This window comes from Microbacterium sp. SORGH_AS_0862 (assembly GCF_030818795.1).
Taxonomy (GTDB): domain Bacteria; phylum Actinomycetota; class Actinomycetes; order Actinomycetales; family Microbacteriaceae; genus Microbacterium.
Genome location: NZ_JAUTAY010000001.1, coordinates 265,088 through 281,781 on the forward strand (window position 1 = coordinate 265,088; position 16,694 = coordinate 281,781).

Sequence of the window (16,694 nt, forward strand, 5' to 3'; positions counted from 1 at the left end):
AACTCTCGGGTTCGGATCAGTAGACGCCGCAACCAGGTCTTGAAGGCAACTCGACGGCTGTCTCAGTTCAGGTTAGCGGCTGGTGACGCACACCTGACTTTCGTGGTTCGGGCGTGCATCGCCTGGACCGCGGGAGGGGGCGAGCATGACTACGGACCTGTACGAGACGCTCAGCGCGGTCCGCGCACACACCGGCACGATCCGCGATGCCGCCTTGACCTACGCTGCTACGGGCCTTGCCGTGTTCCCCTGCGTCCCCGGCGGGAAGCAGCCGCTGACCGAGCGGGGCTACCGCGACGCGACCACCGGCGCCCGACGCATCCGCGGGTGGTGGGCATGGCAACCCCAAGCGAACATCGGCATCGCCACCGGACACGGCCTGGACGTACTCGATATCGATGTCCACGCCGCCGGAGACGGCTACCGCATCCTGGAACGTCTCCACCGTTCGGACCTGGTGCCCGGTGCGCTCGCCGCAGTGCGCACCCCGTCGGGTGGCACGCATCTGTACTTCCCGTCCGACCCGGATCGTCCGCAGCGAACCTGGTCGCGCGGCACGATGCACGTCGACTTCCGCGGCACCGGCGGGTACGTCCTCGCCCCGCCATCGACCGTGACCGGTCCGAGCCGGAGCGCGGGCTACACGATCCTCACGCTCAACGCCGACCCGCGCCCGGTCGACGGCGACCGTATCCGCGAGCTGCTCACTCCGATCCGTCCCCGCATCACCACACCCCGAAGCGACGCTGCGCGCCTGGACGCCGGGGGGCTTGCCCGCTGGCTCGGCGGTGCAGTGGAGGGCAACCGCAACGCGAGCCTGTTCTGGGCGGCCTGCCGGTTGGTCGAGCACGGCATCGACGAGCGGGCGATCCACGACCTGCTGGACCGGCCCGCGTCCGCGATCGGCCTGGGCGACCCGGAGGTCGAAGCGACGATCCGATCCGCCTGGCGCACCGTGCAACTCACCCCCACCGCGGGGACCAGCAGCGGAGGGGCGAATCCGGTGCGAGGAGGCGTGAGGCGATGAGCACGCCCGCCGCGCCCCGCACCGCCGAACTGGCGGACGCGCGGGTGGCCGGCGCCGGCACCGGAGTGCCGCGGCTGGTGATCGCCAGCAGCGTCACCGGCACCCTCGTGCTCGCCCTTGGGGCGTTCTGGCTGTCACTCACGACCCTGCAGGACCTGGCGATCATGGCCGGGATCCCCGACGGGCAGGCGTGGGTATGGCCGCTGATCGTGGACGGCGTGATCCTCGAGGCCACGATCTCCGTCGTCGCCTTACGCAACCAAGCCCCGGCAGCACGCCGCTACGCCTGGCTGCTGCTGGCCTCCGGCGCGGGGGTCTCTGTCGCGGCGAACATCACCCACGCCATCGTCGCCGCGGATGCCCGCGTCCCTGCCGTGGTCGCCGCCCTGGTCGCCTCGGTGCCACCGCTGGTGCTGCTAGCGATGACCCACCTGACGGTCGAGCTCACCCGCAACGCGGCACCCACCCACCACGAGGTCCTTCCTCCACGACTAGCCGAGCCGCCGGTGACGCTCCCGTCCCATCCCCGCTCGTCGACCACGCAGCGGAAGCGGCCTCGGGGCGACCCAGCGAGCAAGGAGCAGGCGGCACGACTCGCGGCCGACGGCGTCTCGCAACGGCAGATCGCAGCCCAGCTGGGCAAGCACCCGACCACGATCGGCCGGTGGCTTGCCACACCTGACGAGGACAAGGAAGGCGACCCGTCATGACCGACCCCACATCCTCCGAGCCCGCCGGCGACGCGGCCCCGCCCGGCCCGGCCCGCCCCGACGGCGCGCATGTCATCGCTCGCCACGGCGACCCCAGCGTCAGCCGCCCGGGCCCGCCGGCAGGACATGCCCAGACCCATGTCGACTGGGTGCGTCCCACGGACGTGGCCGCGCGCGCAGGCGCGCGGGTCCTGGAGAAGACCGCGGACGTAAACCAGGACGTTCACGAGCTCGTCCGCCAGGCCTCACGAGGCGGGGCCGCCCGTATCCGCCGTGCCCTCTCGCACCGTGAGGCGGACCTCGTCCCAGACGTGTCCACGAGCCCCGCCCAGCCCGTACTGGGCAGGCAGGGGGTGAGCCGGTGACTTCTACCTGCCCGGGCAGCAACCCGACGCCCGGCCCCGCATCCATCTCCTGACCGACCACCTCGCCGCCGCCTGATCGGCACGGCACCGCTGACCGCGACCACACGTTGTGCGTCGCGGCGCGGCTCAGTGACGCCTGAAACCAGCGCCCGCCCAGAGGAACAGCCCTCGGGCAGGGCGCGGCGGGTCTTTCGCGGATGCGGGTTCATACCTCGCTTACACCCAGATCCGCCCAGGGAGTCGCTATGCACGATCAATCCGTCCCGGACCAGACGAGTCCGGACTTCACCACACCGGAGGGCCTGCGCCAGGTCCTCCTCGACCTGAACACCCACAACGCGTGGGCGAGCAGCTCGGTAGCCGCCGAGCTCATGGTCTACGCCACCGAGAAGTACACCCCCGTGGCCCGCGCGTGGCACCGCGACCCGGCCGACGCCGCATACGAGGCGTTCATCGCCATGCGGCAGTCCACCACCGTCAAGGCCGACGACCCGTGGGCTGTCGTGACCCGCGCAGTCGCGCTCGGCATCGCCGCCGAGGCGCACGCCGACCGCGACATGACCAGCCAGGACAAGGCCCGCCGCCCCTCTAAACGTCCCCGCGAGGAGCCGGTGCGCGCCGGACACTACGAGGAGTTCTTTTACGACGTCCATCCGCACGCCACCGAGCTCGCCGGCGGCGCGGGGCGCGATGATGATGGCTCGGCCGACCCGGTGATCCGCACGGTGTGCGTGTTCCTCGTCGTCGCCGGGTGGCCTGCCCGACAGGTCGAGCAGGCCGTGGACTACATCGCCCACCGCGTCGCGTCCCTGTCCTCGGGCGGCTCCGCGATGGAGATCGTCTCCAAGGACCTCAGCATCGCGGTCCGGTTCGGGTACCGGCGCGAGGAGTGGGCCGAGCTCGTGCGCCTGCTCGTCGGGATCCCCGCCGGCCGACGCCGCGCCGGCCGGTACGGGCTGCTCGCGCGGGTGCTACTCGGCGACGACGTCGCCGACCTGCTCTCCGACACGGCACTGGTTGACGTGGTGCGTCGGATGGCACCCGCGCCTGACGTTCGGGAACGGCGGTGAGCAGCGATGGCGCGCGGGCATCTGGTGCTCGAGCAGGCGATCGACCAGATCCGCCGCGGCGCGCAGTACCGCCGCGACCCGGACGAGGACCTCGACGAGCTGTGCGGATCGCTGGAGCGGGTCGGGATCCTCAACCCGCCGGCGATCACCGAGGACGGGGTGCTGATCACCGGGAACCGTCGCCTGGCGGCGATGGAACGCCTCGGCTGGCGGGTCACCCCGGTGTGGGTGGTCCCAAACGTGTCCGACACGCTCTCCTACGTCCTCGCGATCCGCGACGAGCAAACCCTACAGAAGGCCCTCAAACCGTTGGAGCAGGCGGAACTGTACGAGGAGCTGAAGACCCTCTACGCCGAGGACGCGCAACGCCGCGACGCCGCCACCAGGTTCGGATCTCCTGACCGTGACGCCCGGGTAGCCGACCTGCGGCACGGGGGTGCCGAATCGGCACCCCCGTCAGGCTTCGTCAAAGCACGGACGCAGGCGGCCCGCGCCGTCACCGGCCGGGACTCGCGGACCATGCTTGAGCAGATCAACGAACTGCGCCGCATCGCCGCCGCCGACGACGAGGACCCCTACGTGCGGCAGGAGGCAGCCGAGGCGCTGATCGAGCTGAACGCCGACGGAAAGGTCAACGGCCGCTACCTGCACGTCAAGGCCGTCCAAAACCTCGCCGGGATCCGCCGCGCCGCCGAGGACCCCGACGCCCCGGAGCCGGTGCGCGCTTCAGCGACGCAGGAGCTGCAGACCTTGGAGCGGCTGGAACGGCCCGCCGAGATCGTCAAGGAGTCCGGGCTCGCGTTGGCCCGCCTCACGCAGCTGCGTGACAGCGCCGGAACCACCGAGCGAATCGGATGGAAGGACACCGACCCGCTGCTGCGCGAGCGCCACCAGATCCGCAAGCTCGTCGACCGGCTGCGCCGCGAGCACGGATGGTGGGACCGGTTCGACCCGGCCGACTTCGGACGCCACGCCGAGGCGGACCAGTGGGAGCTCGTGGAGACCTACATCGCCCAGTCCGACGCGTTCCTTCAGAAGGCCCGCACCGCACGAGAGGAGACGACGGATGCCGACGTTTGACGATCCGGCCAAGGACGCCGACGAGCTCGGCGAGGCCGCCCGCGGCCTGGCATACGCCACGCGCCGCATCCCCGTGCCCGAGGACACCTACCGGGTGCTGGGCTCGATGCACTCCGCGCTCACGAGCGTGCAGCAGTCGCTTCGGCAGCTGGCGCACTGGCACCAGCAGCACAGCCCGTTCGCGGCGACCGACGACGGCGACTACGCGGCCGGGCAGGAGGAGGCGGCCAAGGCGTCGGGCTGGCTGACGATCGCCGCCGCATCGCTGGACCAGGTCGTCCAGCTCGTCATGACCGCACAGAGCGAGAACGGTCGGATCGCCTGGCAACCCGTCCCCAACCCTCTCGATCAGGCACTCGCGGAGCGCTCCGAGGCTCTGGACGCCGGGGCTCCGGCGCCCGGTCAGGCGCGCGAGGACAGGGGACGCCGGCTGGAGTGACCCGTGCGGGGTGCGCACCTGAGAAGAGCCAGACGACTCGGACAGGAGGCACCCCGTCATGACCGACCCCGCCACAACCGGCCCGGACCGCACCCGCCGGCTCCGGCTGATCATCTCCCTCGCCGCCGCCGGCCTCATCCTCGCCGTGCTGACCGGCATCGGCATCTACGGGCTCGTCACCGGCCCGCGCCCGGAACCCAGCGAACCCACGGGACCGTCGACGCCGGCCACCCCCTCACCGACCTCTCCGACGCCCGGGACGACACAGCTCGAGCCGCTGCCGAAGACGAGGAGCCCGGAACGGTTCGCCGAGGCCGTCGCGGACGCCCTGTTCGTCTGGGACACGTTCACCGCCTTCAGCCCGGACGATCACCGGACGATGCTGCTGGAGGCCGCGGACCCCTCCGGCGCCGAGACGCCCGGGCTGATCGGCGACCTGTCCAACTATCTGCCCTCGGACGCCACCTGGCGGGACCTGCAGGAGTACCGCACCGCCCAGTGGATCGACATCGACCGGCTCTACGTCCCGGACCAGTGGTACGAGGCCGTCGCCGCCGCGGACGGGCAGCTCGCCGACGGGCTCGTCGCCTACACGGTCGAGGGCACCCGGCACCGCGCCGGGGTCTGGTTCGACGAGCAGGTCGCCTCGGAGCATCCGGTCGCCTTCACCATGTTCCTGTCCTGCCCGCCGGCCACCGACCGGTGCGTCCTGCTGCGCCTATCGCAGCTGGACAACCCGCTGCGCTGAACGGGGGCCGAGGCGATGAAGAAGGCCCTTGTCACGCTGCTGCTCGGGATGCTGCTGGCCCCGATGCTCGCTGTGATCGGTGTCGGGGTGCTGATCAACCCCGCGGTGACCAACCAGGCGATGTGCATCGCCAGCGGCGTGATCCTCGGACCCGTCCCAGACGAGCTGGAGGTCACGACCGCGGACGGGACCACGTTCACGCTGAACCGGCAGCAGCTCACCCACGCCGCCACGATCATCGAGACCGGCGCCCGCACACCCGGGATCGGGCGCGACGGGATCACCATCGCGCTGATGGCCGCACTGACCGAGTCCACGCTGCGCCAGCTCGCCAACACCGGCGCGTACCCCGAATCCGGGGACTTCCCCAACGACGGCAACGGCTCCGATCACGACTCTCTCGGGCTATTCCAGATGCGCCCGGCCACCGGGTGGGGCACCGTCGCCGAGCTGATGGACACCAGCTACCAGGCCCGGGCGTTCTACGGCGGGCCGGACGGCCCGAACCACCCTTCGCCGCGCGGCCTGCTCGACATCCCAGGCTGGCAGCAGATGGACAAGGGCGAGGCCGCGCAGGCGGTCGAGGTGTCCGCGTATCCGGATCGCTACCGCAACTACGAGCCCACCGCCCGGACGATCCTGCAGGCCCTGACCGCCGGAGGCGGGACGGGGTCGGGAGTGCCCGGCGACGCGGACATCCCGGAGACCACCGCACTGGTGTTCCCGCTACCCAACGGCACCTACACCCACACCTCCGACTTCGGATGGCGCAGCGACCCGTTCACCGGCGAGCGGAGCTTCCACGCCGGCACCGACTGGGCAGCAGCCGACGGCACCCCGATCTTCGCGCTCGCCGACGGAGTGGTCACCTATGCCGGGATGGTCGGGGGCACCTCCGGGCAGATCACGATCGAGCACACCATCGACGGCGAACGCATCGCCAGCGTGTACATCCACATGTGGGCGCACGGCATCCACGTCCAAGCCGGCGACCGGGTCATCGCCGGGCAGCACATCGGCGACGTCGGATCCAGCGGCCGCTCCACCGGCCCCCACTTGCACTTCCAGCTGCACCCCGGCGGCGCCGGCGCCTCCCCGGTGGACGCAATCCCGTGGCTGGCCGAGCACGGCGTGGAAGGCCTCGACGTACCCACCGGCGGCGGACCGGGCTGCGCCTTCTAGGACCGCACCGCCCGGGCCGGGTGCGCACCTGTGCGGTGACCAGCCTGCTGTGACGGAGAGGAACCCGCTGTGGACGTGTACCCGGACTTCGACGCCGTCGGTGGCCGCTCGACCCTAATCGCCATCGTCGGCGCCCTGCTGACGATCACACTGATCGTCGCGGTGCTGATGCTGGTCATCTGCGCCATCGTGTGGGCCGTCTCGTCCTCCACCGGAAACGCCGCGGCCGCCGCGCGCGGCCGCGTCGGGGTCTTCGTGGCTGTCGGCGCCGCGGCTCTCTCCGGAGCCGGGGTCGCGTGGCTGAACTTCCTGCTGCGCGTGGGAACCACCCTCTGAGGCGACATGGTCGACGACACGCAGCCGCAGCCCACGAGCCGCCAGCTCGTCCAGGTCCTCGAAGAAGAGCACCGTCCCGGCGGGGCGTGGATCTATCACGCCGACCCGGACTGGTCGCCCAGCCCGGCCATCGTGTTCCCCGAACGGATCCTGCTGCGCATCACCACCGCGGCAGGCGACGCCGGCTACGTGTGGGGCGTCGAGGAGTGGGACGGGCGGGATGAGACCTACCGGCCCGTCCCCGGGGCACGGGGTCGGCGGCCACCCCAGAGGAGATGATCGGCGTCGCCGCGACGTTCATCGACGAAGAGAACACCGGCGAACCCCTCCCGCTGACCACGTATCCGCTGGCCGAAGAGCTGGCCGAACGCATCACCGCCGGCTACCCGGACGCCCACTGGCGCTCCTACCTCAACGACGTGTACGGCAACGTGCTTGAGTACCCCGGCAGGCTGCGGCTGACCTTCTGGGACGAAGCGAACTTCATGGGCTCCATCGACGGGTACACCTGGCAACTGGAGGTCTGGTCGACCCGGCAACGGGCCTGGGTCGAGGTCGAACCGTTCAGCGAGGTCCTCTCGATCACCGAGCTGCGTGCCGTGATCGGTGCGTTCCACGACGAGAACGAACGCGACCTCGCCGACGACCACGCGACTACCCGCAGCGGACCGGCGGTCGGGGCGCTGGCTCGCGATGCCGTGCACGCCTCACACCGGGCGACCCGGCTCACCGAGCATCTCGCCGCACGCGCGACGCAGCTCGACCCGGACCCTACCGCCGCGCGCAGCGACGAGGCAGGCGTGTCGCGGACGGCGTCCGCAGCGCGGCGGCTGGGCCTGTAACCGAAGGCGGGTCCGCACCTGACGCGATGAGCCCCGCACCGGGCAGGGCTCGCACATCGTGAAGGAGCCCCGCATGACCCTCATCCTCGACACGCTCGCCCTCGCACCCGCGGTGCTGCCGGCGCAGATCGACATCAACCCGAACGACTCCGGCCTGCCGGGCATCGCCGCGCTTCGCACCATCGTCGGGGCCGTGATGACGGTCGGCCTGATCCTGTCCGTCCTCGCCCTGATCATCAGCGCCGTGGTCTGGGGTTTCGGCGCCAACAGCTCCAACCCGCACCTGGCCAGCCGGGGCAAGCTCGGCGTGCTGATCTCCTGCGGTGCCGCGATCATCACCGGCGCTGCGGTCACGCTCATCAACTTCTTCTGGAACGTCGGCCAGACCGTGTCCTGACCTACCCCCTTCGACTCATGAGAGGAGGGGAACAGTATGGACGGAATCTGTGACGTCCCCATCATCAGCAACGTCTGCGACGTCGCCGGCGAGACCGCCGCGACGCTGATCAGCGCCCCATTCGACTGGCTCGCCCAGGCCATCGGGCAGGCCGCGTCCTGGATGTTCCAGGGCGTGTGGTGGCTGTTCGACACCACCACCCTGGTCGACCTGACCGCACCCGGCTACATCACCGTCTACAACGTGATGTTCGGGATCGCGATCTTCATCATGCTGATCTTCTTCTGCCTGCAACTGATCACCGGGCTCATCCGCCGCGACCCGTCCGCCCTGTCGCGCGCCGCCCTCGGGCTTGCCCGCAGCGTCCTCGGATCCTTCCTAGTGCTCACCCTGACCACCACGCTGCTGGAGGTCGTCGACCAGCTCACCATCGGGGTCATCCAGGCCACCGGCACGACGCTGGAGGAGATGGGGGTCAAGATCGGGCTCCTGGTCGCCGGGCTGACCGCCATCAACCTCACCGCACCGGGCGCGGGGGCGATCATCACGATCTTCCTGTCGTTCCTCGCTCTCACCGCGGCGGCGATCGTCTGGTTCAGCCTGCTGATCCGCAAGGCGCTGATCCTCGTCGGCGTCGTCCTGGCCCCGATCGCTCTGTCCGGCGGGGCATGGGATGCCACCCGGGGGTGGTTCGGGAAGTGGGCGAGCTTCGTGCTCGCGCTGATCTTCTCCAAGCTCGTCATCGCCGTGGTGTTCCTGGTGGCGATCAACCAGACCAACGCCCCGATCGACTTCGACCTCGCCTCGATCGCCGACCCCGTCGCCGGCATCGTGCTCATGTTCGTCGCGGCCTTCGCGCCCTACATGGTCTACAAGTTCATCTCCTTCGTCGGCTTCGACACGTACCACGTCATGTCCGCAGAGCAAGAGGCCAAGCAGTCGATGAACCGGCCGCTGCCCATGCCGGGAAAGCCCGACGGTCCGGCACCGAAGCAGGTCCTCGACGGCGCCGGCGATCAGGGCCCCGGCGGCAACAGTGGTGGCGGGCCTGGCGGACCTCCGCCCCCGCCGCCAGGCGGCGGAGGTGCACCGGGTTCACCGGCATCCGCCCGGGCAGGAGCCGCAGGTGCCGGGTCTACGGGAGCGGCATCCACCGGCGGAGCAGCGGCAGGCGCAGGAAGTGGCGCCGCGGGAGGCGGCGCGGCCGCAGGCACTGGTGCCGGTGCTGGTGCGGCTGCCGGACCGATCGGCATCGCGGCTGTCGCGGGCGCGAAGGTCGCCAAGGGCGCCGCGGAAACGGGACCGAAGCTCGGTGGTGCGATCGGCCGCAGCGCGGAAGGTCACGCGTCGGCGGCCCAGGAAGGTCAGACTCCGCCGCCGGCGGGCCAGCAGCAACGGCCCGACCCGTCGCGTGCGGCGGCTCCGCCCCAGCAAGCGGCTGCGGGTCAGCAGGCGACGCCACCGGCGGACGCCGCGCGCGGAGCCCAGCCTCCGGCGACCGCGCAGTCGCAGCCCCCGGCGCAGCGGCCGGGCGCTTCGCAGCGCACGTCCCCGCCCGCATCGCCGCCACAGCAGCCGCCGGCCGCGCCGCCGCCGGCGCCGCCGGAGTCACGCACCTCACCACCACCAGCGGCGCCGCCCCCGTCGGATCCGGGTAAGCGGTAACCGCCCCACCTGCCGCGTTGAGAGGAGGTGAGCTCGCCCGCCCGGAAGCGGCGGCACCCTGCCGGTCAGCTGTAGCGACCTGACCCGGCCCGGGCGCCGCCGCCTCCGTTGTTATTGGTCAGAGAGCATCGCGACCGCAGCGGAAGATCCGATTGCCGGCCACCAAAGGTTCAGAGCTTCGACATGACAAATCCATGGAGCACGGTGCGATCAGCGCCCTGGGCTCCTGCGCTCGTCCAGTCCGATCACCTCAACGGTGCTCTCCTCACTAAGCCGCGTCCGTTCGCCCTCAGTCTCACCTCGCCAACGCACATGCAGATCCCATCGCGCCGACATCTCTGAGAAATCCACATCCTGGCCGTAGCTGTCATGGATGACGAGTACTCGAGCGTCGATGTCTGCGATCGCATCGGCGCTGACTTCGTAAACACTGGAGCCGTAGCGCTTCCTGACGTCGATGGTTCCGGCCAGAAGATCTACGCGATCAACTTGCTGGACTTCCGCGTGGTCGGGGCCCGGCGGGCTCCATCGCGTGATGTCCATACCCGGGAGACCATCCTTGATCATCTTGACAATCTCTGAGGTATCGACGTCGATGCTAGACAGGTCAAAGTCGCCGGTCTCATACTCCCCAGGGAACTCGACGTTACCGATAGAGCGCACCACAGTCAGTTCGGCCGCGGTCTCGCGTTGTAGCTCCTCGGCAAGGGCGCTCATTCGCTTCGTGAATACACCGTCATCGGACACGAGGATCAGATTGTCAAACGGTGGCTCGGCGATCTGCTCAAGAGCAGTGAGCCAGAGCAACGTGTCGCGGTATCCGCCCCCACTCTCATCAAACGGAGGCAGACGGTTCACTGCGCGTTCGGCGATCTCGAGGTGGGTGCGTTCAGAGGGCCCTGGAATCTCGAACCCGACCTCGCGGAGGCGGTCATCCAGGATCGACTCGTAGTTGTTGCTCTCTTCCAGATAGACCTGGATGAGCCCTTCCGCCGCAGCTTTCGCTCGATCAGTCGATTGCCGGATGATGCTTTTCACCTGTCGGACCTTCTCCTGACGGTCACGGCGGTATCCTCCGACTGCCTCCAGTCGAGCAACATCTGGCATCACCAGCCGCAGACGGTCCGCGCTAATGGCATCACGCGCTACCTGCCACTTGCGGTCACGCAAGAGCGGGTCCTTGATGATCACGTTGGCGTCGACAACGACAAGCAATTTTCTCTCCACGAGTCCCGACTACAACGTCGGATGTACTGATTCCGAAAGCGCCCACTGGGTTAGGCCTGCACGCGGACCGTCGCTCTCACTGTAGCGAGAGGAGCCCCTGCCTCTCCTCCTCCGTTGCGGCAGGCTGCCTCGGACCGCATGACCGCCCAACCGCGACGAAGAACGAAGACATGTCGCGGAGATCGTAGGTGGTCCGTACCTGCCAGACGACCACACCGTCGCCCGAAGGAGCGTCATGGCCGCCACCGACTACGAGCTGAGCCCGGTGAAGTTCTCCCGTCTCACCACCCGCGGGATCATCCTGGGACTATCCCTGCCGCAGGTGATCGCCCTGGCCACCGGCGCGGTCGTGTTCATCGCCGCGCTCTACACCGGCGGCCCCGCTGCCCTGTACACGGCACCGGTCTGGCTGTCCGCAGCCGTGCTGGCCGTCGTGGGCGTGGGCGGGCGGAAGCTGATCGAGTGGGTGCCGATCACCGCACACTGGGTCTGGCGCAAAGCCGCACGCCAGACCGCATACCGGCGCCGGATCGTGAAACCGCGCCCCGCGGGGACCCTGGCTCTGCCCGGCGATGCGGCGCCCCTGCGGCAGTACGAGGATCCCGAGTCCGGGGCCGTGATGGTGCACGACCCGCACGCGCAGACCCTCACCGCGATCCTCGAGGTCACCCACTCCGCGTTCGTCCTGATGGACCCCCGCGAGCAGGAGCGGCGCGTGCACGGCTGGGGCCGGGTGCTGTCCACGGTGTGCCGGTCCGGTCGGATCGCCCGCGTGCAGGTCCTCGAGCGCACCGTCCCCGACTCCGGCTCCGGACTGTCGCAGTGGTGGAGCGAGCACGGCCGCGACGACGGTTCCTGGGTCGCGCAGACCTACGCCGAGCTGATCGAACGCGCCGGTCCCGCCGGAGAACGCCACATCACCACCCTCTCGCTCGCCCTGGACATGCGCGCCGCCGGACGGCAGATCCGCGCCGCTGGGGGCGGCATCAAGGGCGCCGCCGAAGTGCTGCGGCAGGAGATGCACACCCTGACCACCGCGCTGCGCGCCGCCGACCTCAAACCGTCGGACCGGTACACGCCCGGTGATCTCGCGGTGATGCTTCGCACCGCCTACGACCCGCAGGTCGCCGCCACCCTTGACCGCGCCGCCGAGATCGGCCGTGACCTCGCCACCGCCGGCCCTGTCGCGGTCGAGGAGACCTGGAGCAGGCTGCGATCGGACTCCGCCCACCACGCGGTGCTGTGGGTGTCGCAGTGGCCCCGATCCCAGGTCTACCCGGGGTTCCTTGCCCCGATCCTGCTCTCCAGCGGCATCCGCCGCGCGGTGACGCTGCTGTACGACCCGGTCCGCTCCGACCAGGCCGCACGGGACATCCGCAAGAAGAAGACCGAGTACGTCTCCGATGCCGCCCAGCGGCAACGGATCGGGCAGATCGAGGACGCCTCGCAGTCCGCGGAGTACGCCGACGTGCTGCAGCAGGAGGCGGACCTCACCGCCGGACACGGGGTGCTGCGCTACACCGGGCTGATCGCGATCTCCGCACCGAGCGTGGACGAGCTCGACGCCGCGGTCGCCGCGATCGAACAGGCCGCGATCCAGGCCTCCTGCGAGACCCGCCTGCTGGTCGGCCAGCAAGCACAGGCGTTCGTCGCCGCAGCGCTGCCGCTCGGCCGCGGTCTGTGAGCCGCACCTGACCCCCGCAATCACAGGGAGCGAAAGGAACGGTGGACGCATGGGCACGGACGACACCCGCAGGAAGCTGTACTCGACCGTGCTGGTCGAGACCGGCAAGGGCGACCGGAAGGCGCGGCGGCAGCGGCAGCGCGCCGCCCGTCAGGTCCTCGCCCAGGACCAGGCCACCACCCGCGCCGAAGCGAAAGCACGGTACGAGACCGAGCGGGCCGAAGCTCGCGCCACCACCTACCTGCCGCGCAGCGGCGAGTCAGGGCCGGCAGCGCTGCGCTCACCGCGCCGGTTCCGTGTCCCGGCGCACCAGGACACCTCCGCCACGCTGCAGGGCGCGTACCCGTTCCTCGCCGAGGGCGGTCTCGGCTCCAGCGGGGTGTTCGTCGGTCAGGATCTCTACAGCTCCGGGTCGTTCGTCTACGACCCGTGGGTGCTCTACCAGCGCGGCATCATCACCGCCCCCAACCTCGTGCTGGCCGGGATCGTCGGCAGCGGCAAATCCAGCCTCGCGAAGTCGCTCTATACACGGTCGATCGCGTTCGGCAGGCGCGTGTACGTCCCCGGCGACCCGAAAGGCGAACACACCCCCGTGGCGCAAGCGGCCGGCGGGAAGGCGATCATCCTCGGCCACGGACTCGGCGCCCGCCTCAACCCCCTCGACGAGGGCTACCGGCCAGCCGGGATCGCCGACCACGAGTGGGCCACGACAGTCGCCGCCCGCCGGAGGGATCTGATCGGCGCGCTCGCGGAGACGGTCCTGGAGCGGTCGCTGACGCCGCTGGAGCACACCGCGATCGACGTCGCCCTACGCGCCACCGTCTCGCAGAGCTCGGTACCGATCCTGCCCATGGTGGTCGACCGCATCCTCGCCCCCGACCGGACCGACGACGATGACGGGCGCCTCGGTGAGGACGGACGGCTGGTCGGACACGCACTGCGACGCCTGGTCGCCGGTGACCTCGCCGGCCTGTTCGACGGACCCTCCACCGTCCGGTTCGACCCGTCGCTGCCGATGCTCTCGCTGGACCTGTCCCGCGTCGTGGAGAACAGCACGCTGATCAGCGTGCTGATGACGTGCTCGTCCGCATGGATGGAGTCCGCGCTGCTGGACCCGAACGGCGGGCAACGGTGGGTCGTCTACGACGAGGCGTGGCGACTCATGTCCCACCCGTCGCTGCTGCGCCGCATGGACGCCCACTGGAGGCTCGCGAGGCACTACGGCCTGGCCAACCTGCTCATCTTCCACAAGCTCAGCGACCTCGAAAACGTCGGCGACCAAGGCTCGGCGATGCGCGCATTGGCGTCCTCGCTGCTCGCGAACGCCGAGACCAGGATCATCTACCGCCAGGAATCCGACCAGCTCGGCGCGACCGCGCAGGCACTCGGGCTCACCGGAACAGAACGGAAACTGCTGCCCTCGCTGGGCACCGGGCAGGGGCTGTGGCGCATCAAGGAATCCTCCTTCGTCGTCCAGCATCAACTGCATCCCGCTGAGCTGCAAGCCTTCGACACTCGGTCCCGGATGCTCGATCCCACCGACGACCGGCCGGTCCGGGCACCGCTCCATGGCGGTGCAGGGAGGGACCAGTGATCGGGCGCCGACGCCAGCCCAAGCCGGCGGGACCGGTCCCGCCGGTGCTGCCGCAGATCATCGCCGAGGTCGTCTCCGCCGAGCATGTCCTCCTGACAGTGAACGGCAAGCGGCTCCCGGCGACGCCTACGCGCCGAGACGGGCTGGGAGCGGTGATCGCCGAGCTCGTCGCCCGGTTCGCCAGCCCGACCCGAGTGGAGGTGCGTGAGCTCGACGGCAGCGTCTACGCCGACATCCTCACCCCCGAACCGAACGATCCGGCTATACCCGACGAGACACTCGACCGGGCGCGCCCGGAGCTCGTCGAGTTCACTGCGGAGGGCTTCGTGCCCGGGGAGGACGTCGCCATCGCGCTCGTGCTGCGCCACACCTCAGCGGCCGGCAACGGCACCGCCCGGGCGCTGCTGGACCGCGCCGAACACGCCACGGTGACCGGCGAGCTGGTCCTGCTCGGACGGATCTCCGGCACCACCGCGGTGCGGCCCATCGACTGAACGTCCGCACCTGGCTCCTGACCTCGCCGACACGCGGCGAGGTCAGGAAGGACACCCAGCCATGCCTCCTGCCCAGCCTCGTCCCGCCAACGACGCGTTCGTGAACATCGCATTGGGCGGCCTGCTCGCCGTCGTCGCGTTCGGCGGTGTGCTCGGCCTCTCCGGCAGCATCGCCGCATTCCTCACCGGGCAGCCACAACCCACCGCCGGGATCACCGACGGGCTCGGCGTTCTCGCAACCCCGGCGGACCCTGGCACCGCGCTCGGGACGCCGGGCCTGAACCCGTTCGCGTACTGGGCCGTCGTGCTCCTGCTGCTGGGCATCCTGACGGCGGCAGGCGTGTTCGCGTGGCGCGCGATCAGCCGCGCCCGCGCCGCGACCAACCCGCACCACCTCGCCGGCACCGCCACCGGCGCCGAGGTCGCCCGCGTCGCCTCCGGGAGAGCCCTCGTCGAGCGCGCCAACACGCTCCGCCCGTCTCTGACCGGCAAGCCAGAGCCGGGCGATGTCGGCTACCTGCTCGGGACGAGCAAGGGCGGGCAGGTGTGGGCGACCGTGGAAGACAGCATCCTGCTCATCGGCCCGCCCCGATCCGGGAAGGGCCTGCATGTGGTCATCAACAGCATCCTCGACGCGCCCGGCGCGGTGATCACGACCTCCACGCGCCCCGACAACCTCACCGCGACCCTGCGCGCACGAGAGCGCACCGGTCCGGTCGCGGTGTTCGACCCGCAGCAACTGGCGCCCGGCCTGTCGGCGGGGATGCGATGGTCGCCGGTGCGCGGCTGCCAGGACCCGCTCACCGCGATGATCCGCGCCAAGGGACTGGCGACCTCGACCGGGTTCGGCGGGGTCCAGGACGCCGGCTTCTGGGAAGGCAAGACCACCTCCGCCATCCAGGCGCTGCTCCACGCCGCCGCGCTCGACGGCCGTGACGCCCGCACGCTCTACCAGTGGGCACTGAACCCCACGTTGGCAGGAGATGCCGTCCGCATCCTGTCCACGCATCCCGGCGCCGCCGACGGGTGGGCGGACTCCCTCGACGCGATGGTGCAAGCCGATCCCCGCACCCGCGACTCGATCTGGCAAGGCGTCTCTCTCGCCCTCGCCGCCCTCGCCGACCCCCGCGTGCTGGACGCCGTGTCCCCAGCCGTCGGCGAGGAGTTCCACCCGGAATCCTTCCTGCGCGCCGGCGGCACCCTCTACCTGCTCGCCACCGGCGCCGGTGCGGGAGCATCGGCGGCGCTGGTGGCCGCGTTCATCGAGGACCTCGTTGAGGCGGCCCGCAAGATCGCCGCACGCTCGCCTGGCGCCCGGATGGACCCGCCGCTGCTGCTCGCTCTGGACGAGATCGGCAACCTGTCGCCCTTGCCGTGCCTTCCCACGCTGATGGCCGAAGGCGGCGGCACCGGGATCACGACCCTCCCCGTGCTCCAGTCCCTCGCCCAGGCGCGGGAGGGATGGGGCGAGAACGCCGCCAACGCGATCTGGGACGCGTCCATCGTCAAAGTCATCCTCGGCGGCGCGTCCAACTCCCGCGATCTGCAAGACCTGTCCACCCTCATCGGAGATCGGGACGAGACCACCGACAGCGTGACCACCGACGCGTACGGGGCGCACTCCATGCAGCGGTCGGTGCGACGTGTGCCGATCCTCCCGCCCGACGTGTTGCGCACCCTGCCGTTCGGTACCGGCGTGGTCATGCTGCGCACCGCCCGCCCGATCATCACCACCCTGCGTCCCTGGCCGCGGCGACCCGACGCCGCGCAGCTGAACCAGGACCGCACAGCGGTGGAACGGCTCCTTCGGGCAGGAGCGTGACCTGCCGGTCGC

18 protein-coding genes are annotated in these 16,694 nt (G+C 70.4%); 17 read left to right on the top strand and 1 reads right to left on the bottom strand.

Going from position 1 to position 16,694, the window contains the following annotated elements; translation table 11 throughout:
* The first annotated feature begins 145 nt into the window (after positions 1–145).
* The 13 genes from QE377_RS01280 (at position 146) to QE377_RS01340 (ending at position 9,861) form a co-directional block, all read left to right on the top strand.
* Complete coding sequence (locus QE377_RS01280; protein ID WP_307318894.1) at positions 146–1,027, top strand: bifunctional DNA primase/polymerase; 882 nt, start codon at positions 146–148, stop codon at positions 1,025–1,027.
* Complete coding sequence (locus QE377_RS01285) at positions 1,024–1,737, top strand: DUF2637 domain-containing protein (RefSeq protein WP_307318898.1); 714 nt, start codon at positions 1,024–1,026, stop codon at positions 1,735–1,737. Before QE377_RS01280 ends, QE377_RS01285 begins: the two co-directional genes overlap by 4 nt.
* The gene (locus tag QE377_RS01290) at positions 1,734–2,102 is read left to right on the top strand and encodes a hypothetical protein (protein ID WP_307318901.1); all 369 of its coding nucleotides are present in this window, start codon (positions 1,734–1,736) and stop codon (positions 2,100–2,102) included. Before QE377_RS01285 ends, QE377_RS01290 begins: the two co-directional genes overlap by 4 nt.
* A 245-nt stretch (positions 2,103–2,347) precedes the next feature.
* On the top strand, positions 2,348–3,172 hold the full coding sequence (locus QE377_RS01295; RefSeq protein ID WP_307318903.1) for a hypothetical protein: 825 nt from the start codon (positions 2,348–2,350) through the stop codon (positions 3,170–3,172).
* A gap of 6 nt (positions 3,173–3,178) precedes the next feature.
* Entirely contained in the window at positions 3,179–4,252 is a 1,074-nt protein-coding gene (locus QE377_RS01300) for a ParB N-terminal domain-containing protein (protein WP_307318906.1), read from the top strand.
* Positions 4,239–4,691, top strand: coding sequence for a hypothetical protein (locus tag QE377_RS01305; RefSeq protein WP_307318909.1), 453 nt, complete (start codon positions 4,239–4,241; stop codon positions 4,689–4,691). Before QE377_RS01300 ends, QE377_RS01305 begins: the two co-directional genes overlap by 14 nt.
* Before the next feature lie 58 nt (positions 4,692–4,749).
* Complete coding sequence (locus QE377_RS01310) at positions 4,750–5,439, top strand: hypothetical protein (RefSeq protein ID WP_307318911.1); 690 nt, start codon at positions 4,750–4,752, stop codon at positions 5,437–5,439.
* A gap of 15 nt (positions 5,440–5,454) precedes the next feature.
* Positions 5,455–6,621: a M23 family metallopeptidase gene (locus tag QE377_RS01315; RefSeq protein WP_307318913.1), complete on the top strand. Its 1,167-nt coding sequence runs from the start codon at positions 5,455–5,457 to the stop codon at positions 6,619–6,621.
* Between the two features lie 69 nt (positions 6,622–6,690).
* On the top strand, positions 6,691–6,957 hold the full coding sequence (locus tag QE377_RS01320) for a DUF6112 family protein (protein ID WP_307318915.1): 267 nt from the start codon (positions 6,691–6,693) through the stop codon (positions 6,955–6,957).
* 6 nt (positions 6,958–6,963) lie between these two features.
* Positions 6,964–7,236 carry a hypothetical protein gene (locus QE377_RS01325; protein ID WP_307318917.1) on the top strand — a complete coding sequence of 91 codons (273 nt, stop codon included), beginning with the start codon at positions 6,964–6,966 and terminating at the stop codon, positions 7,234–7,236.
* Complete coding sequence (locus QE377_RS01330) at positions 7,233–7,799, top strand: hypothetical protein (RefSeq protein ID WP_307318919.1); 567 nt, start codon at positions 7,233–7,235, stop codon at positions 7,797–7,799. The genes QE377_RS01325 and QE377_RS01330 overlap by 4 nt, the downstream gene beginning before the upstream one ends.
* 73 nt (positions 7,800–7,872) lie before the next feature.
* Positions 7,873–8,196 (top strand): DUF6112 family protein, encoded by a 324-nt coding sequence (locus QE377_RS01335; protein ID WP_307318921.1) that lies wholly within the window; start codon positions 7,873–7,875, stop codon positions 8,194–8,196.
* 36 nt (positions 8,197–8,232) lie between these two features.
* Entirely contained in the window at positions 8,233–9,861 is a 1,629-nt protein-coding gene (locus QE377_RS01340) for a conjugal transfer protein TrbL (protein WP_307318924.1), read from the top strand.
* A 210-nt stretch (positions 9,862–10,071) separates the two neighbouring features.
* Here QE377_RS01340 and QE377_RS01345 read toward each other — a convergent pair whose 3' ends face one another.
* Entirely contained in the window at positions 10,072–11,088 is a 1,017-nt protein-coding gene (locus QE377_RS01345) for a PIN domain-containing protein (RefSeq protein ID WP_307318926.1), read from the bottom strand.
* Between the two features lie 235 nt (positions 11,089–11,323).
* On the opposite strand from QE377_RS01345, the gene QE377_RS01350 reads away from it, so the two are divergent.
* The 4 genes from QE377_RS01350 to QE377_RS01365 all read left to right on the top strand — a co-directional run bounded on the left by QE377_RS01350 (position 11,324) and on the right by QE377_RS01365 (position 16,682).
* A complete protein-coding gene (locus QE377_RS01350) occupies positions 11,324–12,772 on the top strand; it encodes an SCO6880 family protein (RefSeq protein WP_307318928.1) in 1,449 nt (482 codons plus the stop codon).
* Between the two features lie 49 nt (positions 12,773–12,821).
* The gene (locus QE377_RS01355; protein ID WP_307318931.1) at positions 12,822–14,366 is read left to right on the top strand and encodes an ATP-binding protein; all 1,545 of its coding nucleotides are present in this window, start codon (positions 12,822–12,824) and stop codon (positions 14,364–14,366) included.
* Positions 14,363–14,860: a hypothetical protein gene (locus tag QE377_RS01360; protein ID WP_307318934.1), complete on the top strand. Its 498-nt coding sequence runs from the start codon at positions 14,363–14,365 to the stop codon at positions 14,858–14,860. Before QE377_RS01355 ends, QE377_RS01360 begins: the two co-directional genes overlap by 4 nt.
* A 61-nt stretch (positions 14,861–14,921) precedes the next feature.
* Positions 14,922–16,682, top strand: a complete 1,761-nt coding sequence (locus QE377_RS01365) for a type IV secretory system conjugative DNA transfer family protein (RefSeq protein ID WP_307318936.1) — start codon at positions 14,922–14,924, stop codon at positions 16,680–16,682.
* Positions 16,683–16,694: the final 12 nt, after the last annotated feature.